The following is a 21,636-nucleotide window of genomic DNA, read 5'->3' on the forward strand; positions in this document are numbered from 1 at the left end:
CCTGCACTGGCGCCCGGGGGCGTCAGTGCATGTGGCTTCCGCCGTTGATGTCCACCGTGGTGCCCGTGAGGTACGCGGCGTCCTCGGAGGAGAGCCACGTGATGACGGCGGCGATCTCCTCCGTGGACGCGGTGCGGCCCACAGGGATGTCGCGAGCGATCGCGGCTTCCTGCTCGTCGGTGCTGCCCACGCGGATGTTCGTGTCCACGGCGCCCGGCGTGATGGCGTTGACGGTCACGCCCGTGGGGGCGATCTCGCGCGCGAGCGCCTTCGTGAAGCCGAGGATGGCTGCCTTCGCGGAGGAGTAGGGGACGCGGCCGAACACGCCGCCGCCGCGCTGGGCGGAGACGGAGGACATGTTGACGATCCGGCCCCAGCCGGCGTCGATCATGGCCGGGAGGAACGCCTTCGTCACGAGGTACGTGCCCGTCGCGTTGACGGCCATGACCTTGTTCCAGAGGGCGAGGTCCGTCTCGAGGAACGGGACGGGGGACGTAATGCCCGCGATGTTCGCGAGGGCGCCAATCACGGGGAGGCGGCCGGCGGCGGTCTCCGCCGCGACAGCGGCCTGCGCGGCCGCGACCGAGGCCTCGTCCGCGACGTCGGTCTCGTGGCCGAACGCCGGGACGTTGAACTCGTTCGCGATCTCCTGGGCGACCTTTGCGGTCTTCTCGCCGTCAAGATCGAGGACGACGACGCCCCAGCCTTCGCGGGCGAAGCGGCGGGCCGTCGCGAGGCCGATGCCGCGGTCGGACGTGGCGCCCGTGAGGACGGCGGTGCGCTGGATGCTGCGCTGTGTGGTGCTCATACGTGGTTCCTTGCTGGTCGTTTCGTGGGGCTGGCTCTTGGGGGTGGGCCGGGGGTGGCGGGATTCAGATGAGGCCGCTGATGAAGCTCGCTGCCTTGGCCGCGGCGGCCGGACGCTCGTCGTGGGTGAGGTCCCGCGTCTCGAGCTCGAGCGTGAAATGGCCGTCATAGCCGAGCTCGCGGAGCGCCCCGAGCCCGCCCGCGAAATCGACGTCGCCCGCCCCGATGCTGCGGTGGATGTCGCCGGGGACGGCGTCGCGGAGGTGGACGTGGGCGATGCGGGGCCCGAGCGCGCGGGCAGCGGCTTCGAAGCCGCCGCCCGAGGCGACCGCGTGGCTCGAGTCGAGCACATGCCGAACGCCCGTGCCGTCGAGCCGCTCGGAGAGCGCGAGCGCGCGGTCGAGGTTCCAGCTCAGGCGCAGGACGTGCAGCGACTCGGTCCAGAGGCCGAGGCCGCGCGCGGCCGCCGCCTCGGCGGCCGTGGAGAGTTCCGCCGCGACGAGGTCGAGGTCCGCGTCCAGGCTTGCGACCGGTTCGTGGTCGAGGGCGCCACACGGGAGCACGAGCGCCTCGGCCTCGACAGCTTCGGCGAGATCGAGCAGCCGGTCGAGGTGCTCGCGGCGTTCGCGGCGCGCCTCCGGGCTGAGAGGCGCGTTGAGGTCGCCGATATCGCCGTTGACCGATCGGACGCGCAGGCCACTGCGTGCCACGTCGGCAGAGACCGCAGCCACAGCTTCGCGATCGAGCGTGTAGGGGACGTGGTCGCACACGCCGGGCAGTGCGCCGAGGTCGATCTCCTCGAAGCCTGCACCCGCCATCGTGGCGAGCGCCGAGGGGAGATCGAGGTGGCGGAAGCTGATCGACGAACAGCCGAGCCGGGAGTGGTACATCATGGGGTCCTTTTCCGCACGGTGGCCTTCCAATGCCGGGGATCGACTGCTCCGCAACTGTCGTTTTGAGCTCTCAGAACGACAGTTGCGGAGCAGTCGATGGATGGGAGAGGTGAGCTGGATAACACCTTACGAGCGTTGACTGTTGACAGTCAACTCTAATAGTTGACGGTTGACACCAATCTGTGTCCCGCCGCACACTGGCTTATTATGTTGACTGTCGACAGCGACCGAGGGGGAAGTCTTCCCCGCGAGGCCCGTCGATCTTGGAAGGAACAGCAATGAGCAACGAGGCTCTGGCCCTGCGCGGCCCGGTCCACGGAACCCGAGACGCGCGCCGTGTGGCCATCGGCTCCAGCGTGGGCGCCGTCATCGAAACCTACGACTTCATCGGCTTCGGCACCGCCGCCGCCCTCTATTTCAGCAAGGCGTTCTTCCCGAACGCCGATCCCGTCACCGCAACGCTCTCTTCCTTCGCAGCGCTCGGCGTCGGCTTCGCTGCGCGGCCGCTCGGAGGCTTCATCGGTGGTCACCTCGGCGACCGTTTGGGCCGCAAGCCGGTCCTCGTCGCCTCGCTCATCGTCATGGGCCTCGCGACGTTCGCGATCGGCCTTCTCCCGACCTACGCGCAGGTGGGCCTACTCGCTCCGTCGCTGCTCGTGGCCGTCCGCATCATCCAGGGCATCGCGTTCGGCGCCGAATGGGGCGGCGCCATCCTCATGGCGTACGAGCACGCGCCGTGGAAGAGCAAGGGGAAGTTCACCGGGATCGTCCAGTCGGGCTTCCCCGTCGGCCTGCTCCTGGCAAACCTGACCTTCCTCGCGAGCGTGGGCCTCGGCGACCAGTGGGCATGGCGCGTCCCGTTCCTTGCGAGCATTGTCCTCGTCGCCGTCGGCCTGGTCATCCGCTCGAAGGTGCCCGAGTCCCCGGTCTTCGAGGACGTCAAGGACGCGGGCGCCCTCACGAAGGCGCCGATCGTCGACGTCGTCAAGAACGACTGGCGCAACATCCTGCGCGGCATCGGCCTGCGCATCGCCGAGACCGCGGGCTACGCCGTCTCGATCACGTACATGATTTCGTACCTCAACAGCGCCAAGCTTGCGGACAAGACGCAGACGCTCGTGGCGCTGTGCATCGCCTCGGCCATCGGCATCTTCGCGACGGCCGCATGGGCTCGGCTGACCGACAAGATCGGGCGCCGCCCCGTCTACCTCTGGTCTTGCACGTTCGCCGTGCTGTTCGGGGTGCCCATGTTCCTCCTCGTGAACACGGGCCTGTTCTTCTTCGTGATCGCGACGATCGTCATCTCGTACGCCGTGTGCCAGAACTCCCTCGCGGGGGTCCAGGGTGCGTGGTTCCCCGAGCTCTTCCGCGCCAACACCCGCTCCTCCGGCGCGTCCCTGGCCTACCAGATTTCCGCCATGGTCTCCGGCTTCACGCCGTTCATCACGACGATCCTGTTCGTCGCGCTCGGCTGGCTCGGCCCGGCGCTCCTGTTCAGCGTGTACGGCGCGATCGGCCTGTGGGCCGCGATCGCCACCCGCGAGACGTGGGGGAAGCGCGAGCGCAAGGCCGCCGAGGAGGCGTCAGCGGCCACCCCTCATCCGGTGAGCGCATGAGGGCCGAGGTGGCGGCGGGCCGCCGAGAGGCCGTCGAGGCAGCCGCCTACCGCATCCGCCAGCACGCGCTCGCGATGGGCGAGGTGCAGGGGCAGGGCTACGTGGGCCAGGCTCTCGGCGCGGCGGACATCCTCGCCGCCGTCTACGCCGACCAGCTCACGTACCGCGCCGAGGACCCCGCGTGGGACGGGCGCGACCGCTTCCTCCTTTCGACCGGGCACTACGCGATCGGGCTCTACGCCGCGTTCGCGGAGGCGGGTATCGTCCCCGTTGACGAGCTCGAGACCTACGGCTCCGACGGGTCGCGTCTCCCGATGTCCGGCATGTCGACGTACACGCCCGGCATGGAAATCTCGGGCGGTTCCCTCGGGCACGGCCTCGCGATCGCCGTCGGCCTCGCGTTGGGACTGCGCGCGCGGGGCAACGCCGCGCGCGTCCTCAATTTCCTGTCCGACGGCGAACTTGACGAGGGCTCGACATGGGAGGCCGCGATGGGCGCCGCCCATCACGGCCTCGGGCGGCTCACCGCCGTCGTCGACATCAACGCGCTCCAGGCGGACGGGCCCACGGCGGGCGTGCTCCGCACGGAGCCGGTCGCCGAGAAGTGGGCCGCGTGCGGCTGGCACGTCGAGCGGGTCGACGGCAACGACGTCGGAGCGCTCCTCGCAGCGTTCGACGCGATCGCTGCCCGGGCAGAAGGCCACGGCGCAGCCGACGGCGACGGCCACGGAGCACCGTCCGTGATCCTGTGCGACACGAGGGTGGGCCGAGGAGTCCAGCTGCTCGAGGAGCGCGAGAAGGCGCATTTCATGCGGATCGAAGAGCACGAGTGGGCCGTGTGCCGCGAGCAGCTCGCGGTGGGGTACGCGGGCGCAGCCGCGGAACAGGCCGGAGAGAAGGTGTCCCCATGACGACGACGGCACACGGCGCGCCCAGGCTCAAGACCTCGGCGATGATCGCCTCGTTCGCCGACCCCGGCCAACGGACCGCTCCCGCGCCGTTCGGTCACGCGCTCGCGGAACTTGCCGAGCAGGACGAGCGCATCGTCGGGCTCACGGCGGACCTGGGCAAGTACACCGACCTGCACGTTTTCGCCGAGCGTCACCCCGGGCGGTACTTCCAGATGGGCATGGCCGAACAGCTTCTCTTCGGGGCTGCGGCTGGCATGGCCCAGGCGGGCCTCGTCCCGTTCGCGACGACGTATTCGGTTTTTGCCGCCCGCCGCGCGTACGACTTCATCTGCCTCGACATCGCCGAGCCCGAGCTCAACGTCAATATCATCGGCGGGCTGCCGGGGCTCACGACGGGGTACGGGCCGAGCCACCAGGCCACCGAGGACGTCGCGATCTTCCGGGGCATGCCGAACCTCACGATCGTGGACCCGTGCGACGCCGTCGACATCGCCCAGGCGGTGCCGCAGCTCGCAGCTGCCCCCGGCCCGACGTATCTGCGGCTCCTCCGGGGCAAGGTGCCCTCGGTCCTTGACGAGTACGACTACTCGTTCGAACTCGGCAAGGCGAAGGTCCTCCGGGGCGGGCGCGACGTCGTCCTCGTCTCGTCGGGACTCATGACGATGCGGGCCCTCCAGGCGGCTGAGGCGCTCGCGGCGCACCACGTGGACGCCGCCGTCGTGCATACGCCGACGCTCAAGCCGTTCGACGAGGAGACGGTCCTGCGCGAGCTCGCGGGCGACCGCCTCGCCGTCACGCTCGAGAACCACACCGTGGTCGGCGGGCTGTTCGAGACCGTCGCGTCCGCGCTCGTCCGCAGGGGAGAGGCGCGCCGCGTCGTGCCGATCGGCCTTCCCGACCAGTTCCTCGACGCGGGCGCGCTGCCGACGCTCCACCACAGGTACGGGCTCTCCCACGACCGGATCGTCGAGCGGGTCCTCGCCGAGCTGGGCTGAACTACACCGGGCGAGGAGCGCCGGGGCGGGCGGCCCCCCCGGGGGGGGGGGCGGGGGGCGCCCCCCGCGGCCCCCGCCCGGGGGCTGGGCGGGGCCCCGGCGCGCCTATGATGACAGTTGACACTACCGTTGCGTTCGTGACGGTCGACAAACAGGAGGGCGCATGACCGCGACCGCTGCCCTGCTGGGGCTCGAGAAGACAAGCCTGCGTGAGCAGGCCCTCGTCGCGCTGCGCCGCGCCATCACGTCCGGCGACCTCGAGCCCGGCCGACACCTCGTGGAAACCGAACTCTCCGAGATGCTCCAGATCAGCCGCGGCACCCTCCGCGAGGCGCTCCGCCAGCTCCAGCAGGAAGGGCTCGTCTCGGCCGGGCCGCGTGGGCGCCTGAGCGTCCGGCATCTCGACGCCAAGGAGATCCGCGATATCTTCGCGGTCCGCGGCGCCCTCGAATCGCTCGCGGCCCGCACCCTGATCGAGCAGCCGCGCCGCGCGCGTACGGTTGGGGAACTCCGTGCAGCCATCGAGGTCATGGAGGACTCGGCGGAGGCCAGCTTCGCCGACCGCATCGAGGCCGACCTCGAGTTCCACCGGCTCCTGTGCCGCCTCGGCGGGAACGAGACCCTCGTGCACTCCTGGGAGTCGCTCGAAGGATCGATCCGCATGTCCATCATGTTCGCAGGCGCGGAGCGGGCCACGAGGAACATGGGCATCGGCCGTCACCGCGAGATCGTGGACGCGATCGAGTCGGGGGACACCGCCGTCGCCCGCCAGAAGATCCTCGACCACATGGACGAGGCGGCCGAGACCCTCGTCGGCTGATCCGAGGCGCGTCAGCGGTTCAGCACATTCTCCATGAGCTGGGCGAGGCGGAGGTGGCCGGCCGCGTTCGGGTGTTCGCCGTCGGGGCCGATGAGCTCGTCGACATGGTCCGCGATCCAGCCCTCGGCGATCGGGTCGACGAACGTCGAATGGGTCTGGAAGGCGGCCAAGCGCAGCGCATCGCGGACCTCGAGCAGTTCGCCGTCGGGGTTCAGCGTGTACGACGGCGGGCCGACGACGATGATCCTGGCGTTCGGCGCCTTCGCGCGCGCCGCTTCGAAGGTGCTCTTGGCCGCCTCCCTGATCTGCTCCGAGGTGCTTCCGACGTCGTTGTCCGAACCGAAGAACAGGACGACCTTCGCCTCGGGCGTCACGTACTGCGTGACCTCGGTCATGAAGGTTCCGTCGTCGTCGCCGGGCGTGACGTAGCCGCTCCCGTTCTGGGCCGCGTTCACGACCTCGAACTGGTCGAGGTGTGTCTCTTCGTCGTGCTCGACGAGCACCGGCCACGAATCGGTGGCGGAGGACCCCAGCCCCGTGCTGAGCGAGTCGCCGATGACGACGAGCCGCTCCCGCGTCGAGACAAGGGTGGATCCGGCGACCGAGAGCAGGACGACAAGCGACGTGGCGCCTCCAACGAGCAGGACCGCCCGCAGCGGACCGCGCCGCAGGCGCGGCGTGCGTGCGCTGTTCCCCACGGAGCCCCCGGCCATCAAATCCTGTCCGGCCTCGGTGCGGCCGGACTGCGTGCTGCGTTCAAGTATCCCGCAGCGGCGGCGGGCCGCGAGCGGCTCACTGACTCCGGGCCTCCGGCGCGCGGGCAGAACAGCGGAAGGGCCGGCCACACCGTGGCCGGCCCTTCCGGGGTATTGCCAAAGCTCGTCAGAGGGGGCGAACCTTCGCGGCCTGGAGGCCCTTCGGACCCTGCTGGGTCTCGAACTCGACCTTCTGGCCTTCCTGGAGCTCGCGGAAGCCCTTCGACTCGATCGCCGTGAAATGCACGAAGACGTCATCGGTGTTGTCGTCGGGAGCGATGAAGCCGAAGCCCTTTTCGCCGTTGAACCACTTGACGGTTCCTGTTGCCATGCTGTCCTCCTGGGACGTTGCCGACCCCGACCTTCGGGGTGCGTGCGCAGTCGTGTCCGTACCCGCCCATCAGAGTCAACACACAGCCTCCGGCGGAGGCCAGTATCGCCAAGATTCTGCGAAACACTTCAACTACGTATCCAGCTTACCCGTCCGAGCCGCTTTGGCGATCAATGTCTTCGTCTCCTCCGAGACCAGTGCAGTCAACAGGCTCTGCGGCGTGGGCTCGAAGATAGGGTCCTGCGCCGACGTCGCCGGCCAGAATGGCGCCCAAAGGCCCCCAATGCTCCCTGCCGATCAGGACCGGATGCCCAGGCGTGTTGCCGTAGATGGCCCGGCGCAGCGAGGAGGGCCCGACGGCGCCGCCCGCGACCCGTGCGAGGGCCTCGCCGTCGAGCCTGGGGAGATCGACGAGCGTGACGAGCGCCGCGACGATGGTCCTGTGCCGCCCGGCGAGGAGCTCGAGCGCCGCTCGAAGCGAGGCTCCGACGCCTTCGGCCCAGCCCTCGGCGACGATCGGCACGACGCGCGGATCGTCGGGGAGAAGTGCCAGGGCCTCGTCAGCCGAGGCTCCGAGCACCACGACGACGGGCGCGCAGCCCGCGGCCGTGAGCAGTTCGACGCCCCGCTGCAGCCAGCTGCCCGTCTCGGGGCTCGACGCAAGGGCTTTCGGGCCCCCGAAGCGGCGCCCTGCGCCTGCGGCCAGCAGGATTCCCGCGACGGGCGCACTCAGTTCGGCACGCACGTGTGCAGCCTACGCCAGGTCGCTGCCCCGCGATCGACCACTACGGTCACAGAAGTGACCGCCGGGGAGCACCGGGGTGAAAAACCAGTCACGCACCCATACCTGGTCATGGCATGCGGCTCCTAGAATCGCGAGTGGATCCCCAAACCCAGTGAGAGGGTGGTAGTCGTGGCCGATGAAAGCAGTCCCCGCGTCACACTGCGCGGGAGCGAGCGGGAGCCCCTGGGCGGCGTTGAGCCCCGGGGCCCGGTCCAACCCGACGAAGTACTGACGGTCACCGTGGTGCTCCGCCGGCCGCCGGGCGCGCGACCGGAAGGCACGCAAGGTGAGGCCGTGAGCCGTGAGGAGGCCGCGGCGTCGTTCGCGGCGTCGCCGGGCGACGTCGACGCCGTCGCCGGGTTCGCAGCCGACCACGGCCTCGAAATATCCGAGCGGATCGACGCGGCACGGCTTGTCAAGCTTCGCGGCCCGGCCTCCGCGATGTCCGCCGCCTTCGGTGTGAGCCTCGCCTACTACGAGCGCGACGGCGTCCTCTTCCGAGGGCGCGAAGGCGCGCTCACGGTGCCCGCGGGCCTCGACGGGATTGTGGAAGCCGTCATCGGGCTCGACTCCCGCCCGCAGGTGCGCCCGCATTTCGTCGCCGTCACGGAGGAACTGCCCGAGGGGGCCACCGCGGCGCCCACCGCCTTGAAGTCGTTCACTCCGATCGAGGTGGCCAATCTGTACGGGTTCCCATCGGGCACGGACGGAACGGGGCAGTCCGTCGGCATCCTCGAATTCGGCGGCGGCTTCCTGCAGTCCGACCTCGACGCCTATTTCTCGTCGCTCGGGCTGCAGACGCCGAAGGTCGTTGCGGTCGGCGTCGACGGCGCCGCCAACAGCCCCGGCGACCCGGCCGACGTCGAAGTCGTGCTCGACATCGACGTCGTGGGCGCCGTCGCGCCCAAGGCCGCGATCGCGGTCTACTTCGCCCCGAACACCGACCAGGGCTTCATCGACGCCGCCGCGGCAGCGATCCATGACACCGTCAACAAGCCCAGCGTCATCTCCATCAGCTGGGGAGCCCCCGAGCGCTTCTGGACCGCCCAGACCATGACCGCCCTCGACGGGCTCTTCGCGGATGCCCGCGCGATGGGCGTCTCCGTCATGGTCGCCGCGGGCGACCACGGCTCCGCCGACGAACCGCAGACCATCCGGCAGAACGGGATCGTTGTCAGGAATCCTGCCTACGACGGGCGGGCCCACACCGACTTCCCCGCGTCGAGTCCGAACGCGACGGGATGCGGCGGGACGAGGCTCGAGGCCGCGGGAGGCACGATCTCCGCCGAAACGGTGTGGAACGACAACAACGGCTGGGCCACGGGCGGCGGCGTGAGCGATGTCTTCGCCGTCCCGTTGTGGCAGCAGGGGCGCAACGTCCCGCCGTCGGTCAACCCGGGGCATCACGTGGGTCGTGGCGTGCCGGACGTCGCGGGAGACGCCGACAACCTCACTGGATACCAGATCTACGTCAACGGGCGGTCCGCGGTCGTGGGCGGCACGAGCGCCGTCGCGCCCCTGTGGAGCGGTCTCACCGCGAGGCTCCGCGAGCTCTCGGGCGGCACGCTCCGGCTCGACAACGCGTGGCTGTACGCTCGGTCGGCGTCCGCGTTCAGGGACATCACGTCCGGCACGAACGCCATCGCCGCGGCGAACTCGCAGCCACCCACGAAGGGCTACACGGCGGCTCCCGGCTGGGACGCGTGTTCGGGCCTCGGCGCGCCCAACGGCGCGGGGCTCGCGTCAGCCGCGCGAGGGGCCTGAGCGAGGTGACGCCCGGGGCGGGAGGGCCGGCCGCGCGGCCGGCCCTCCCGCGGCGCCGTCAGTCGTAGCCGAGGTGGCCGGCGGGGGTCGGGGCCACTGATTAGGCGTTGAGCTCGATGAGCCGCCGGGGGTTGTGGAGCGGATCGACCTCGTCGAGGAGTTCGGGATTGTCCGACGAACCCTCGGGTGCCTGGCTGTCGCGGCCGTCGAGGGGCTCGGTGAGGTCGTCGTCCTCGGTATTGCCATAGTCGACGCTGTGGGTCATGGCGCGGTCCTCTTTCCTGGACGACGGATTTCCTGGACGACGGAATGGGTCCTAACGGTGCGGCTATCCGGCGTCGAAGCGCTCGTCGTCGGCTTCGTCGTCGTCTCGGTCGTTGCCGGATCCGTCGGGAAGCGCGGCAACGTCCACTGTCCTCGCGGCGGTGCCGAAGGCTTCGGCCTCAGCCGCGGACCCAGGTGCTTCGGTATTCATGTGGCTCTCCTGTCCGCTCACGAGGGGGTGTTACCACGTTCAGACCCCTCGATTTAACGGTATTCCTGCGCCGACTCAGAGGGCAGTGCGGACGCGAAAAGCTTCGTGCGGAATCAGCCCGCCCAGCGGTATTCCTTCTCGGGACGGCCCGGCGTGCCGTAGCGGGCCGAGCGCGTGAGGACCCCGGCGTCGGCAAGGTGCTCGAGGTAGCGACGGGCCGTGACGCGTGAGACCCCGACGGCGTCCGTGACCTCGGTGGCAGAGACGGGCGCGCCGCGTTCGCGGACGAACGCCCGGATCGACTCGAGCGTTTCCGGGGAAAGCCCCTTCGGCAGCGGGGTGCCGACCGGCGCGCGCAGCGCCGCGAGCGCTTCATCAACGGAGTCCTGCGACGCCGTGCCGTCGGGGCCGGCGAGCGAGGCCCGGAACTGGCGGTAGTGCTCGAGCCGCTCGGCGAACGCCGCGAACGTGAACGGCTTGATGAGGTACTGCACGACGCCGGCCGAGATCGCCCTCCGCACGACGGGCAGTTCCCGCACGGCCGTGATCGCGAGGATGTCCGGATGGTGGCCGGCAGCGCGGAGCCGCCGTGCGACGTCGAGGCCGTGCAGGTCGGGCAGGTTCATGTCGAGCAGCACGAGGTCCGGCGGCGTGCCGGCCGCGGCGAGCTCCGCCGCCAGACGCAGGGCCGACGCGCCGTCGTGCGCCGTCCCGACGTGCGTGAAGCCCGTGAGCCTGCCGACGTAGGCCGCGTGCGCGGCGGCGGCGATAGGCTCGTCCTCGACGACGAGGACGCGCAGCTCGGTCACGGTTCTCCTTCCCTTGAGGGTTCCTGTGGGGCGGTCCTGTCCGTGCCGCGTGCCCGCGCGGGAATCGCGACGGTGAAGACTGCGCCGCGGTCGCCCGCGACGCCGAGCGTCCCGCCCAAGGCCTCGACCGAGCGGCGCACGAGGGCGAGTCCGAGCCCGCGGCCCGCCGAGCCGTGGGGCTTGGTCGAGTAGCCGAACTGGAGGACGCGCTCGCGTTCCGCGGCAGGCACTCCGGGACCCGAGTCCGAGACCTCGATGACCACGGCGCCGTTCTCCTCATGGATCTCGAGCGCGGCCCATTTGGGAGCGTCGCCGCCCGCCGCGGCGTCGATCGCGTTGTCGAGCAGGTTGCCGACGATGGTGACGAGATGCTTGGGCTCGAGGCCCGCGGCCTCGAGGCGTCCGCTGGCCTCGGCGTCGAGCTGCACGCCGCGCTCGTGGGCCTGGGCCGACTTGCCCATGACGAGGGCGGCGAGCACAGGCTCGTGGACCGCGACGACGAGCTCATTGGCGAGTGCCTGGCTGAGCGCAAGATCGTCGGTGGCGAACGCGAGCGCTTCCTCGGTCCGGCCGAGCTCGAGGAGCGAGACGATCGTGTGGAGCCGGTTGGCGTGCTCATGCGTCTGGCTGCGGAGCGCGTCGGAGAGAGTGCGCATCGTCGCGAGCTCGGAACCGAGGGTCTCGATCTCGGTCTGGTCGCGCAGGGTCGCGACAGAGCCGAGCGGCCGCGCGCGGCGGCCGGATGGGCCCGAGGCGGGCTCTTGATTGACGATGAGCACGCGGTCCTTGGTGAGGTGGAGCTCGTCGTGCGCCGTGCGGCCGCTCGCGAGCAGCTCTCGCAGGCTCTCGGGGAGGTCGAGGTCGTCGAGCAGGGGAGGGGGCGCGTCGGCGTCGGCGGCCGGGAGGCCCAGGAGCTCGGAGGCCTGGTCGTTCCGGATCACGAGCCGCCGCCGCGGGCTCACCATCACCACGCCCTCTCGCACCGAGTGGAGGACCGATTCGTAGTATGCGAAGAGCTGGCTCAGCTGCTCGAGTCCGTAGCCATGGGTCGCCGCCTCGAGACGCCGTTCGAGGAGCCTCGCGCCGAACGAGCCGAGGATCAGGATGACGACGGCGATCGCGAGCAACGCGGGGATGCGCGACGAGAGCGCGACATCGAGGTTCGTGACGGTCACGCCCGTCGCGACCATCCCGACGACGCGCCCGGTTCCGGGATCCTTGATCGGGACGATGGTCCGCACGGAGGGCCCGAGCGTCCCCGTCGTGGTCTCGGTGTACGCCTGCCCGGCCAGCGCCTGTGCCGTCGAGCCGATGTACTTGCCGCCGATCTCGGCGGGATTCGGGTGTGTCCAGCGCGTTCCATCGGGCGCCATGATCGTGATGAAGTCGAGGCCCCCGTCGGAGCTGACCTTGGCGGCGTAGGGCTGCAGGAGCGCCGAGGGGTCCGTGTGTGCGGCGCCGAGGGCGGCGCTGACGACGAATGGGCTGTTCGCGATGGCCTCCGACGCGGAGAGCGTCCGCTTGCCGGCGGCCTGGTGGAGCAGATCCCGCGCGTCGAGGAAGAACGCCGTGGCGATGAACGCCGTGAAGAGCACGACCGCGAAGACGAGCAGGAGGAACAGCCTTCGCGCAAGGCTCACGTGCCGCAAGCGCCTCAGTCCTCCTTCGCCCGGTGCAATCACAGTGTGTGCGACCAATATGACCGCAACCGTGGCCTTTCTCACACTGTACGGGAAGGTGGGATGGCCGCGGTCACCGAGGACGCGGACAGACTCGAGGAAGAGGATCCATGGCAACCGTGCCCCTGGCGCCGGCGGAGCAGCCGGCGAAGAAGAAGGCCGATCGCACCCACTGGCTGTACATCGCCGTCATCGTCGCGGTGGTGCTCGGCGTCGTCGTCGGCCTTGTTTTCCCCGGCAAGGACGGCTTCGCGGCCAACCTCAAGCCGCTCGGCGACGCGTTCGTCAACCTGATCAAGATGATGATCGCGCCGGTCATCTTCTGCACGATCGTGCTCGGCATCGGCTCGATCGCGAAGGCGACGACGGTCGGCAAGGTCGGCGGTCTCGCCCTTGGGTACTTCATCATCATGAGCACGTTCGCTCTCGGCATCGGCCTCGTGGTCGGCAACATCGTCCACCCGGGCGCGGGCCTCAACCTCAAGGATGCGACGTACAAGGCTCCCGAGGCCACGGACACGACCAACTTCCTGCTGGGGATCATTCCGAACACGCTCATCTCCTCGCTCACGTCGGGCCAGGTCCTCCAGACGCTCTTCGTTGCACTCCTCGTCGGCTTCGCGCTCCAGCGCATGGGCAAGACCGGCGCGTTGCTCCTCGACTTCATCCGCCAGGCGCAGACGCTCGTGTTCCGCATCCTCATCATGATCATGTGGGTCGCCCCGATCGGCGCGTTCGGTGCGATCGCCGCCGTCGTCGGCGCCACGGGCTGGAAAGCCGTCTTGAGCCTCCTGACGCTCATGATCGCGTTCTACATCACGTGCATCCTGTTCATCGTCGTCGTGCTCGGCACCCTCCTGCGCGCCGTCGCCGGAGTGAACATCTTCCGGCTCATGAAGTACCTCGCCCGCGAGTACCTCATCATCGTCTCGACGTCCTCGTCCGAGGCTGCGCTCCCGCGCCTCATCGCGAAGATGGAGCACCTTGGCGTGTCCAAGCCTGTGGTGGGCGTGACGGTCCCGACGGGCTACTCGTTCAACCTCGACGGGACCGCGATCTACCTGACCATGGCCTCGCTCTTCATCGCGACGGCGATGGGTCAGCCCATGAATCTCGGCGAGCAGATCGCGCTCCTCGTGTTCATGATCATCGCGTCGAAGGGCGCGGCCGGCGTGAGCGGCGCGGGACTCGCGACTCTCGCGGGCGGGCTCCAGTCCCACGCGCCGCAGCTCGTGGGCGGCGTCTCGTTCATCGTGGGCATCGACCGCTTCATGTCCGAGGCCCGGGCGCTCACCAACTTCACGGGCAACGCCGTCGCCACCGTGCTCATGGGCGTGTGGACGCGGGAGATCGACCGTGAACGCGCGGGTGAGGTCCTCTCCGGCCGGCTCCCGTTCGACGAGACGACGATGCTTGCGGCCCACGGGCATGGCAGCTCGCAGGGCACTGGGCAGGGCGAGGCGACGGACGACGGCGAGGGCTCGCCTCGCGCGGTCGGCGCACCGGAGCCGGCCCGCGCCTAACCGTTCAGAAGTCACCTCCCGTGGGTGGGACTTCATTCAAGAGTCACGTCCCGTGGGTTACGACCCACGGGACGTGACTCTTGAACGTCGAGAGGCGCCAACGTTGAGCCTCTACTTGAAGGTAAAGGCTCGCCGGAGTCGATTTGTCAAGGTCCACGGGAAGCGTGTCCCCGCTGTGTAGGCTGGGTTCTCAAGAAGCCGAAGCAAGCGAATCGAAAGCGTGGATGGATACGTGAGCACAGAACAGAGTTCAGCGACTCTGGACGGCATCTCCGAAGACCTCTCCGACGCCGTGCTGGGCCCGACGGGACGCCCCCAACGGGACTACCCGGTTCCGGCGCCCCTCGAATCGCATGGCCCCGCGCGCGTTATCGCGATGGTCAACCAGAAGGGCGGCGTCGGCAAGACGACGTCCGCGATCAACCTTGCCGCGGCGCTCGCCGACTACGGCCGCCGCGTGCTCCTCGTCGACTTCGACCCGCAGGGCGCCGCGTCCGCGGGGCTCGGGACGAACCCGCACGAGCTCGATCTCACGGTCTACAACGTCATGATGGATCGCCACGTGGACATCCGCGACGCCATCCGCCACACCGATATCGAGAACCTCGACCTCCTTCCGGCCAACATCGACCTCTCCGCGGCCGAGGTGCAGCTCGTGACCGAGGTGGCCCGCGAGCAGGTGCTCGCGAGCGCCCTGCGCAAGGTCGAGGACGAGTACGATGTCGTGCTCATCGACTGCCAGCCGTCCCTCGGCCTGCTGACCGTCAACGCGCTCTCGGCGGCCCACGGCGTCATCATCCCGCTCATCTGCGAGTTCTTCGCGCTGCGCGCCGTCGCCCTCCTCGTCGAGACGATCGACAAGGTCCAGGACCGCCTCAATCCGCGCCTCACCGTGGACGGCGTCCTCGCCACGATGTTCGACGCGCGGACCCTCCACAGCCGCGAGGTGCTCGCCCGTCTCGTCGAGGCGTTCGGGGACAAGGTCTTCGATTCCGTCATCAAGCGGACGATCAAGTTCGCCGACGCGACGGTCGCGGCCGAGCCGATCACGCGCTACGCGGCGACGCATCCTGGCGCCGAGGCGTACCGAAGGCTTGCGCGCGAGCTCGTGGCCCGCGGTGGCGCCCCCTAGCTCCGAGCCCGCTGGGCGAGCCGCCGAGGTCCCCGAACTCACCGGGTCCGACGTGCTCGATGCGTCCGGCACGGGATTCGAGGTCCGCCTCGAGAACTTCACGGGCCCCTTCGACGCCCTCCTCGGCCTCATCGCGAAGCGCAGGCTCGACATCACGGAGGTTGCCCTCGCGACCGTCACCGACGACTTCATCGGCTACATCCGCGCGATGCAGGACCGCGGCGAGGAATGGGCTCTCGACGAGGCGAGCGAGTTCCTCGTCATCGCCGCGACCCTCCTCGACCTCAAGGCCGCGCGCCTCCTGCCGCAGGGCGAGGTCGAGGACGAGGAGGACGTCGCACGGCTCGAGGCCCGCGACCTGCTGTTCGCCCGTCTCCTCCAGTACAAGGCGTTCAAGGAGATCGCGGCGATCTTCGACGAGACCTTCGAGGCGGAGGGCCGCCGCTTCCCGCGCGCGGTGAGCCTCGAGCCCGCGTTCGCGGCGCTCCTGCCGGAGCTCGTGTGGCAGCACACCCCCGAGCAGTTCGCGGCGCTCGCGGCGAAGGCGTTCGCGCCCAAGGAGGCGCCGCCGTCGGAAGTCGGCCTCGCGCACCTCCACGCGCCGCCGGTGAGCGTGCGCGAACAGGCCGCGATCCTCGGCGCGCGGCTCCGGGCCGGGGGAGTGCAGAGCTTCCGGGCGCTCACCGCGGACGCGGAGTCGCGCCTCGTCGTCGTGGCCCGCTTCCTCGCGCTGCTCGAGATGTTCCGCGACCGGGCGGTCACGTTCGAGCAGGCCGCGCCGCTCGGGGAGCTGAGCGTGCGCTGGACGGCGGGCGAGGACTGGACGGCCGAGCGCCTGAGCGAAGAGTACGACGACGGCGGCGCGCCCCTGCCGGACGAGGTCGCCGCCGGGGCGGAACACGACGCGATACGGGAGGAACAGCATGCAGGGTGACCGGAGGGCTGCCGCCCTCGAGGCGGTGCTCATGGTCGTCGACGAGCCGGTCAGCGCAGCCGAGCTCGCGGCCACGCTCGAGCTCCCGCAGCCCGAGGTCGAGGACCTCCTCGCCATGCTCGCAGCCGAGTACGACGCCGAGGGCCGGGGCTTCGAGCTGCGCGCAGTCGCCGGCGGATGGCGGTTCTACTCGCGGCCGGAGTTCGCCGACATCGTCTCGCGCTACGTCCTCGAGGGTCAGACGGCCCGGTTGACGCAGGCCGCGCTCGAGACACTCGCCGTCATCGCCTACCGCCAGCCCGTTGCGCGGTCGCGCGTTGCGGCGATCCGCGGCGTCAACGTCGACTCGGTCGTCCGGACCCTCGTCTCCCGCGGCCTCGTCGAGGAGGCCGGCACGGACCCGGAGTCGGGCGCGATCCTGTACCAGACGACGTCGTACTTCCTCGAGCGCCTCGGCGTCGGCTCCGTCGCGGACCTTCCCCAGCTCTCGCCCCACCTCCCGGGGCTCGACGACCTCGCGTCGATCTCGCTCGAGTGATAGCCCCGGGCCGGGCGCACCGCCCGAATTCCCCAACGCTTGGCCCGAATCACCCAACATCACGGACGGGCGGCTGGCCCGACTTCGGCGTGTCGGGGCGGCGCGCCGCAGGACGCGTCCAGAACCCGGGGAAGCCGGAGGAGAACCTGGGGAGCCGGGCGGGATCGGTGCATCCGGTATCGTAGATCGGGGCCGAATGCCCATCCCGCGTTGGCGCGGGCACTGATTCTCTTTCTTCACAACACATCGAGGCCGGGTCATGACACAGGCGGGACGCCAGGGTTCACCACGCAATAGAGGGCAGCGAGCTGCCCAGAACGGCGCCTTCGGGGCGCAAGGCAACGCAGCGCGCGGAAATGCAGCGCGCGGGGGCGCGAAGGGCGCGCCGAAGTCACCGCAGCGCAAGCGGGGCGAGCGGCCGCAGCCGAAGGGCACGGAGGCGGCGCCGTTCGCGAACGAGCGCTTCGGCCGGAACCTCGGCCCTGTCCGCAAGGGCGCCGCCGGCAAGGCTCCGACTCCGCTTCCGCAGCACAAGCCCCGCACCCGGTCGCAGCTCAACGACGACGGCGTGCGCCTCCAGAAGGTCATGGCCAACGCGGGCGTCGCGTCGCGCCGCGTGTGCGAGGAGCTCATCGAGCAGGGGCGCGTCGAGGTCAACGGCCAGATCGTGACCGAGCTCGGTTCGCGCGTCAACCCCGAGACCGACGTCATCCACGTGGACGGCGTGCGCATCCAGACCAACGAGCACCTCGTGTACATGGCCTTCAACAAGCCGCGCGGCGTCGTCTCGACGATGGACGACCCCGAGGGCCGTCCGTGCATCTCGGACTACCTCCGCCCCGGCTCGCCCGAGCGGCTCTTCCACGTGGGGCGCCTCGACACCAACACCGAGGGGCTTCTGCTCCTGACGAACGACGGCGAGCTCGCCAACCGCCTCACGCATCCCTCGTACGAGGTGCCCAAGACGTACGTCGTGCAGGTGCGCGGCCCGATGCCGCAGGGCGTCGGCGCCCAGCTGCGCCGCGGCGTCGAGCTCGAGGACGGCATCGCGAGGGTCGATTCGTTCCGGCTCGTCGACTCGACGCCGGGCTTCGTGCTCGTCGAGGTCGTCCTGCATTCGGGCAAGAACCGGATCGTTCGCCGCATGTTCGACGCCGTCGGGTTCCCCGTGCAGCGCCTCGTCCGCGCGAAGATCGGGCCCATCGGGCTCGGCGACCAGAAGCAGGGGACCATCCGCAAGCTCGGCAAGCAGGAAGTCGGCCACCTCATGGCCTCGGTGGGTCTCTAGGCCAGGGCAGAACAGGATGGCTTCCACGCATCTCGCCGGGCCGGTCGTGGTGATCGGCACCGGCCTCCTCGGCACGAGCATCGGCCTCGGGCTCGAGCATCGGGGCGTGCCCGTGTTCCTCGAGGACACCTCGCCGACCAACCAGGCCGTCGCCGTCGACATCGGCGCGGGCCGGCCTGTCGCCGAGCTCGAGGCCGATCGGGGCGCCCAGCCGCAGCTCGTCGTCGTTGCCGCTCCGCCCGACGTGACCGCCGACGTCGTCGAGCGCTCCCTCGTGCGGTGGCCGCGCGCCGTCGTCGTCGACATCGCGAGCGTCAAGGCGGGGATCCTCGCGGAGCTGCGCAAGCGCGGCGTCGATCTGGCCCGCTACGTCGGGACGCACCCCATGGCGGGGCGCGAGAAGTCCGGGCCCGTTGCGGCCCGCGGCGAGCTGTTCACGTCGATGCCGTGGGTCGTGTGCGCCCATCCGGACGCGTCGGACGACGCTGTGCGGCTCGCCAAGGCGCTCGGATCGGACCTCGGGGCGATCGTGACGGAGTTCGACGCCGACGAGCACGATGAGGCCGTCGCGCTCGTGAGCCACCTCCCGCAGGTCATGGCCTCGCTCCTCGCGAGCCGGCTCCAGGGCACCGACCTGCGCCTCCTCTCGCTCGCTGGCAACGGCCTGCGGGACACGACGCGCATCGCCGCGAGCGATCCGGGCCTCTGGGTGCAGATCCTCGGCGCCAACGCGGACAAGCTCGTCCAGCACCTGTACGGTGTCCGGGAGGACGTCCAGCGGCTCATCGGCACGCTCGAGGCGCCGACGGCGCCCGGCGCACGCCTCGACCTCGCCCAGCTCATGAGCGAGGGCAACGCGGGCCAGGCGCGGATCCCGGGCAAGCACGGCGGGCCGCCGCAGGCGTTCGCGTGGCTGACAGTGCTCGTCGATGACCGCCCTGGGCAGATCGCCAAGCTGCTCACGGAGATCGGCGAGATCGGGGTCAACCTCGAAGACCTGCGCCTCGACCACTCGTCGGGGCGGAACGTGGGCATGGTGGAGATCTCCGTGCTCCCGAGCAAGCACGATGGACTGGTAGCGGAACTGGAGGAGCGGGGATGGCGGGTGCTGCAGTGACGGAATTCGAGGCCTCGGGGGAAGCGGGCTGGGAAGCCGGTACGGAGATCAGTGCCGCGAGCACCGCGCGGGGAACGACGGTGCGATACATGCCCGGCGGGGAGCCCGTCCGGGTCGGGCGCCCGCTCGTCATCGCGATCGACGGCCCGTCCGGGTCCGGCAAGTCGAGCGTGTCGAAGGAGGTCGCCCGCCGGCTGCGCCTCGCGTACCTCGACACGGGCGCGATGTACCGGGCCGTGACGTGGGACTGCCTCGACCGCGAGCTCGACCTGGGCGACAGCGCGCTCGTCGAGGCCTCGGCCCGCGCGCTCGACCTCGAGCTCAGCACGAGCGCCGAGCTCGAGTATGTCGCCGTCCGCGGGAACGACGTCACGGCCGCCATCCGCGAGCCGCACATCTCGGCGTCCGTGAGTGCCGTCGCGACCAACCTCGGCGTCCGCGACGAGCTCATCCGGCGCCAGCGCGCGCTCATTGCCGCGCACGGCCGCCGCATGGTCGTCGAGGGCCGCGACATCACGACGGTCGTCGCGCGCGACGCCGAAGTGCGGCTCTTGCTCACGGCCTCGGAAGAGGCGCGGCTGCGCCGACGCGGGCTCCAGCTCGGCGGGACGCAGAGCGCCGAGGAGCTCGTCCAGCAGGTCGTCGAGCGGGACGCACGCGATTCGACGGTCGCGAGCTTCACGCAGGCCGCCGACGGCGTGTACACCGTCGATTCCTCTGACCTCGACTTCGAGGAGACCGTGAGCGCGGTCCTCGACGTCGTCCAGGCGGCCGTTGGCCGCCCCGCCGGTGCCTGATCCGGCGACCCCAGACAACCACTGCTGCGTAACTGTCGTTTTGGCTCCTCAGAACGACAGTTTCGGAGCAATCGATGAAGGAGAACCAGCATGAGCGACGCCTTGGGCGATATCGCCGCTGACGACTACGAGCCCGAGGGCGCGGACGAGATCGCCGAACACCTCGCGGCGATGGACGACGACGAGGCGGACCAGCGCGCCGCCGTCCTGCGGGCGGGCCTCGACGACTACGAGCTCGACGACGAAGACGCGGCCCTCCTCGAGGGCATGGACGAGTACTGGGACCCGGACGCCCCGACCCGCATCGACCCCATCCTCGCGATCATCGGCCGGCCGAACGTGGGCAAGTCGACGCTCGTCAACCGCATCCTCGGCCGCCGCGAGGCCGTCGTCGAGGATGTCCCCGGTGTGACGCGCGACCGCGTGTCCTATCCCGCCGAGTGGAACAGCCGCCGCTTCACGCTTGTCGACACCGGGGGATGGGAGCACGACGCGAAGGGCATCCACGCGTCGGTCGCCGAGCAGGCCGAGATCGCCGTGAGCATGGCGGACGCCGTCCTGTTCGTCGTCGACTCGACCGTCGGGGCGACCGCGACGGACGAGGCGGTCATGCGCATGCTGCGCAAGTCGAAGAAGCCCGTTCTGCTCGTGGCCAACAAGGTGGACGACTTCGCTCAGGAGGCGGACGCCGCCGTCCTGTGGGGGCTCGGTTTCGGCCAGCCGTACGCGGTCTCCGCGATGCACGGGCGCGGCGTGGCCGACCTGCTCGACGCGGCCATGGACGTGCTTCCCGAGTTCTCCGCGATCGCCGGTCTCGAGCGCTCGGGCGGTCCGCGCCGCATCGCGCTCATCGGCCGCCCGAACGTGGGCAAGTCCTCGCTGCTGAACAAGCTCGCGGGGTCCGAGCGCGTCGTCGTGAACGAGCTCGCCGGAACGACGCGCGACCCCGTCGACGAGTACATCGAGCTCGGCGGGCGCGTGTGGCGTTTCGTCGACACGGCGGGCATCCGCCGTCGTCAGCACATGGCCAAGGGGGCCGAGTACTACGCCTCCCTGCGCACGCAGGCCGCGCTCGAGAAGGCGGAGGTCGCCGTCGTCCTTCTCGGAGCGGACGAGGTGCTCGCGGAGCAGGACGTGCGCATCATCAATCTCGCGATCGAATCTGGCCGCGCGCTCGTGATCGCGTTCAACAAGTGGGACCTCATGGATGAGGAGCGCCGCCGCTGGCTTGAGCGGGAGATCGAGAAGGATCTCGCGCACGTCGAGTGGGCGCCGCGCGTCAACCTTTCGGCGAAGACGGGCTGGCACCGCGACCGCCTTGTCCCCGCGCTCGACAAGGCGCTTGCCGGCTGGGACACCCGCATCCCGACCGGGAAGCTCAACGCGTTCCTCGGCGAGCTCGTGGCCGCGCATCCGCACCCCGTGCGCGGAGGCAAGCAGCCGCGCATCCTGTTCGGCACGCAGGCGCAGAGCCGGCCGCCGAAGTTCGTCCTCTTCACGTCCGGATTCCTTGACCCCGGCTACCGCCGCTTCATCTCGCGCCGGCTGCGTGAGACGTTCGGCTTCGAGGGCACGCCGATCGAGATCAGCATGCGCGTGCGCGAGAAGCGGGCGAGGAAGAAGTAGCACACGCGTGCCACGGCGCCCCGGTCGCCTTCCGCTGGAAGG

22 protein-coding genes are annotated in these 21,636 nt (G+C 70.2%); 13 read left to right on the plus strand and 9 right to left on the minus strand.

Annotated elements, in window-relative coordinates; all coding sequences use genetic code 11:
- Positions 1 to 22: 22 nt before the first annotated feature.
- Positions 23 to 808 carry an SDR family NAD(P)-dependent oxidoreductase gene (locus RBS12_RS00130; protein WP_307964024.1) on the minus strand — a complete coding sequence of 262 codons (786 nt, stop codon included), beginning with the start codon at positions 806 to 808 and terminating at the stop codon, positions 23 to 25.
- A 64-nt stretch (positions 809 to 872) separates the two neighbouring features.
- The gene (locus tag RBS12_RS00135) at positions 873 to 1,697 is read right to left on the minus strand and encodes a sugar phosphate isomerase/epimerase (protein ID WP_307964493.1); all 825 of its coding nucleotides are present in this window, start codon (positions 1,695 to 1,697) and stop codon (positions 873 to 875) included.
- 281 nt (positions 1,698 to 1,978) lie between these two features.
- Between RBS12_RS00135 and RBS12_RS00140 the strand changes: the two genes are divergently transcribed.
- The 4 genes from RBS12_RS00140 (at position 1,979) to RBS12_RS00155 (ending at position 6,042) form a co-directional block, all read left to right on the plus strand.
- Positions 1,979 to 3,316: an MFS transporter gene (locus RBS12_RS00140; RefSeq protein WP_307964025.1), complete on the plus strand. Its 1,338-nt coding sequence runs from the start codon at positions 1,979 to 1,981 to the stop codon at positions 3,314 to 3,316.
- Entirely contained in the window at positions 3,313 to 4,227 is a 915-nt protein-coding gene (locus tag RBS12_RS00145) for a transketolase (protein WP_307964026.1), read from the plus strand. Before RBS12_RS00140 ends, RBS12_RS00145 begins: the two co-directional genes overlap by 4 nt.
- Complete coding sequence (locus RBS12_RS00150) at positions 4,224 to 5,222, plus strand: transketolase C-terminal domain-containing protein (RefSeq protein ID WP_307964027.1); 999 nt, start codon at positions 4,224 to 4,226, stop codon at positions 5,220 to 5,222. Before RBS12_RS00145 ends, RBS12_RS00150 begins: the two co-directional genes overlap by 4 nt.
- Before the next feature lie 163 nt (positions 5,223 to 5,385).
- On the plus strand, positions 5,386 to 6,042 hold the full coding sequence (locus tag RBS12_RS00155) for a GntR family transcriptional regulator (protein ID WP_307964028.1): 657 nt from the start codon (positions 5,386 to 5,388) through the stop codon (positions 6,040 to 6,042).
- Positions 6,043 to 6,053: 11 nt separating this feature from the next.
- On the opposite strand, the gene RBS12_RS00160 is transcribed toward RBS12_RS00155, so the two are convergent.
- From RBS12_RS00160 to RBS12_RS00170, 3 genes are all read right to left on the minus strand, one after another.
- Complete coding sequence (locus tag RBS12_RS00160) at positions 6,054 to 6,740, minus strand: SGNH/GDSL hydrolase family protein (protein ID WP_307964029.1); 687 nt, start codon at positions 6,738 to 6,740, stop codon at positions 6,054 to 6,056.
- A 184-nt stretch (positions 6,741 to 6,924) separates the two neighbouring features.
- Positions 6,925 to 7,128 (minus strand): cold-shock protein, encoded by a 204-nt coding sequence (locus RBS12_RS00165; RefSeq protein ID WP_307964030.1) that lies wholly within the window; start codon positions 7,126 to 7,128, stop codon positions 6,925 to 6,927.
- Positions 7,129 to 7,273: 145 nt separating this feature from the next.
- Complete coding sequence (locus RBS12_RS00170; protein ID WP_307964031.1) at positions 7,274 to 7,873, minus strand: nucleotidyltransferase family protein; 600 nt, start codon at positions 7,871 to 7,873, stop codon at positions 7,274 to 7,276.
- A 333-nt stretch (positions 7,874 to 8,206) separates the two neighbouring features.
- Between RBS12_RS00170 and RBS12_RS00175 the strand changes: the two genes are divergently transcribed.
- Positions 8,207 to 9,676 carry a S53 family peptidase gene (locus RBS12_RS00175; RefSeq protein ID WP_307964032.1) on the plus strand — a complete coding sequence of 490 codons (1,470 nt, stop codon included), beginning with the start codon at positions 8,207 to 8,209 and terminating at the stop codon, positions 9,674 to 9,676.
- Between the two features lie 100 nt (positions 9,677 to 9,776).
- Here RBS12_RS00175 and RBS12_RS00180 read toward each other — a convergent pair whose 3' ends face one another.
- The 4 genes from RBS12_RS00180 to RBS12_RS00195 all read right to left on the minus strand — a co-directional run bounded on the left by RBS12_RS00180 (position 9,777) and on the right by RBS12_RS00195 (position 12,600).
- Entirely contained in the window at positions 9,777 to 9,941 is a 165-nt protein-coding gene (locus RBS12_RS00180; protein ID WP_307964033.1) for a hypothetical protein, read from the minus strand.
- A gap of 63 nt (positions 9,942 to 10,004) precedes the next feature.
- Complete coding sequence (locus tag RBS12_RS00185) at positions 10,005 to 10,151, minus strand: hypothetical protein (RefSeq protein ID WP_307964034.1); 147 nt, start codon at positions 10,149 to 10,151, stop codon at positions 10,005 to 10,007.
- A 113-nt stretch (positions 10,152 to 10,264) separates the two neighbouring features.
- Positions 10,265 to 10,960 (minus strand): response regulator, encoded by a 696-nt coding sequence (locus RBS12_RS00190; RefSeq protein ID WP_307964035.1) that lies wholly within the window; start codon positions 10,958 to 10,960, stop codon positions 10,265 to 10,267.
- Positions 10,957 to 12,600: a sensor histidine kinase gene (locus tag RBS12_RS00195; RefSeq protein WP_307964036.1), complete on the minus strand. Its 1,644-nt coding sequence runs from the start codon at positions 12,598 to 12,600 to the stop codon at positions 10,957 to 10,959. Before RBS12_RS00195 ends, RBS12_RS00190 begins: the two co-directional genes overlap by 4 nt.
- A gap of 149 nt (positions 12,601 to 12,749) precedes the next feature.
- Between RBS12_RS00195 and RBS12_RS00200 the strand changes: the two genes are divergently transcribed.
- The 8 genes from RBS12_RS00200 (at position 12,750) to der (ending at position 21,594) form a co-directional block, all read left to right on the plus strand.
- A complete protein-coding gene (locus RBS12_RS00200) occupies positions 12,750 to 14,162 on the plus strand; it encodes a cation:dicarboxylate symporter family transporter (RefSeq protein ID WP_307964037.1) in 1,413 nt (470 codons plus the stop codon).
- 232 nt (positions 14,163 to 14,394) lie between these two features.
- Positions 14,395 to 15,294: an AAA family ATPase gene (locus tag RBS12_RS00205; RefSeq protein WP_307964038.1), complete on the plus strand. Its 900-nt coding sequence runs from the start codon at positions 14,395 to 14,397 to the stop codon at positions 15,292 to 15,294.
- A gap of 52 nt (positions 15,295 to 15,346) precedes the next feature.
- Positions 15,347 to 16,228 (plus strand): segregation/condensation protein A, encoded by an 882-nt coding sequence (locus RBS12_RS00210; RefSeq protein ID WP_307964494.1) that lies wholly within the window; start codon positions 15,347 to 15,349, stop codon positions 16,226 to 16,228.
- On the plus strand, positions 16,218 to 16,766 hold the full coding sequence (gene scpB / locus RBS12_RS00215; protein ID WP_307964039.1) for an SMC-Scp complex subunit ScpB: 549 nt from the start codon (positions 16,218 to 16,220) through the stop codon (positions 16,764 to 16,766). The genes RBS12_RS00210 and scpB overlap by 11 nt, the downstream gene beginning before the upstream one ends.
- Positions 16,767 to 17,025: 259 nt before the next feature.
- Positions 17,026 to 18,054: a pseudouridine synthase gene (locus RBS12_RS00220; RefSeq protein ID WP_307964040.1), complete on the plus strand. Its 1,029-nt coding sequence runs from the start codon at positions 17,026 to 17,028 to the stop codon at positions 18,052 to 18,054.
- A gap of 16 nt (positions 18,055 to 18,070) precedes the next feature.
- Positions 18,071 to 19,171: a prephenate dehydrogenase gene (locus RBS12_RS00225; protein WP_307964041.1), complete on the plus strand. Its 1,101-nt coding sequence runs from the start codon at positions 18,071 to 18,073 to the stop codon at positions 19,169 to 19,171.
- A gap of 89 nt (positions 19,172 to 19,260) precedes the next feature.
- Entirely contained in the window at positions 19,261 to 19,968 is a 708-nt protein-coding gene (cmk, locus tag RBS12_RS00230; protein ID WP_307964495.1) for a (d)CMP kinase, read from the plus strand.
- Positions 19,969 to 20,058: 90 nt separating this feature from the next.
- Positions 20,059 to 21,594 (plus strand): ribosome biogenesis GTPase Der, encoded by a 1,536-nt coding sequence (der, locus tag RBS12_RS00235; RefSeq protein WP_307964042.1) that lies wholly within the window; start codon positions 20,059 to 20,061, stop codon positions 21,592 to 21,594.
- Positions 21,595 to 21,636 lie beyond the last annotated feature (42 nt).

Origin of the sequence: Sinomonas sp. ASV322 (genome assembly GCF_030908245.1) — a bacterium.
Taxonomy (GTDB): Bacteria; Actinomycetota; Actinomycetes; order Actinomycetales; family Micrococcaceae; genus Sinomonas.

Excerpts from the sequence above, each read along its gene's own strand:
- RBS12_RS00145 (WP_307964026.1), top strand. The coding sequence starts at position 3,313 with ATGAGGGCCGAGGTGGCGGCGGGCCGCCGAGAGGCCGTCGAGGCAGCC.
- RBS12_RS00130 (WP_307964024.1), bottom strand. The coding sequence starts at position 808 with ATGAGCACCACACAGCGCAGCATCCAGCGCACCGCCGTCCTCACGGGC.
- RBS12_RS00155 (WP_307964028.1), top strand. The coding sequence starts at position 5,386 with ATGACCGCGACCGCTGCCCTGCTGGGGCTCGAGAAGACAAGCCTGCGT.
- RBS12_RS00150 (WP_307964027.1), top strand. The coding sequence starts at position 4,224 with ATGACGACGACGGCACACGGCGCGCCCAGGCTCAAGACCTCGGCGATG.
- RBS12_RS00135 (WP_307964493.1), bottom strand. The coding sequence starts at position 1,697 with ATGTACCACTCCCGGCTCGGCTGTTCGTCGATCAGCTTCCGCCACCTC.
- RBS12_RS00225 (WP_307964041.1), top strand. The coding sequence starts at position 18,071 with ATGGCTTCCACGCATCTCGCCGGGCCGGTCGTGGTGATCGGCACCGGC.
- RBS12_RS00220 (WP_307964040.1), top strand. The coding sequence starts at position 17,026 with ATGACACAGGCGGGACGCCAGGGTTCACCACGCAATAGAGGGCAGCGA.
- RBS12_RS00180 (WP_307964033.1), bottom strand. The coding sequence starts at position 9,941 with ATGACCCACAGCGTCGACTATGGCAATACCGAGGACGACGACCTCACC.
- RBS12_RS00165 (WP_307964030.1), bottom strand. The coding sequence starts at position 7,128 with ATGGCAACAGGAACCGTCAAGTGGTTCAACGGCGAAAAGGGCTTCGGC.
- der (WP_307964042.1), top strand. The coding sequence starts at position 20,059 with ATGAGCGACGCCTTGGGCGATATCGCCGCTGACGACTACGAGCCCGAG.
- scpB (WP_307964039.1), top strand. The coding sequence starts at position 16,218 with ATGCAGGGTGACCGGAGGGCTGCCGCCCTCGAGGCGGTGCTCATGGTC.
- cmk (WP_307964495.1), top strand. The coding sequence starts at position 19,261 with ATGCCCGGCGGGGAGCCCGTCCGGGTCGGGCGCCCGCTCGTCATCGCG.
- RBS12_RS00200 (WP_307964037.1), top strand. The coding sequence starts at position 12,750 with ATGGCAACCGTGCCCCTGGCGCCGGCGGAGCAGCCGGCGAAGAAGAAG.
- RBS12_RS00140 (WP_307964025.1), top strand. The coding sequence starts at position 1,979 with ATGAGCAACGAGGCTCTGGCCCTGCGCGGCCCGGTCCACGGAACCCGA.
- RBS12_RS00185 (WP_307964034.1), bottom strand. The coding sequence starts at position 10,151 with ATGAATACCGAAGCACCTGGGTCCGCGGCTGAGGCCGAAGCCTTCGGC.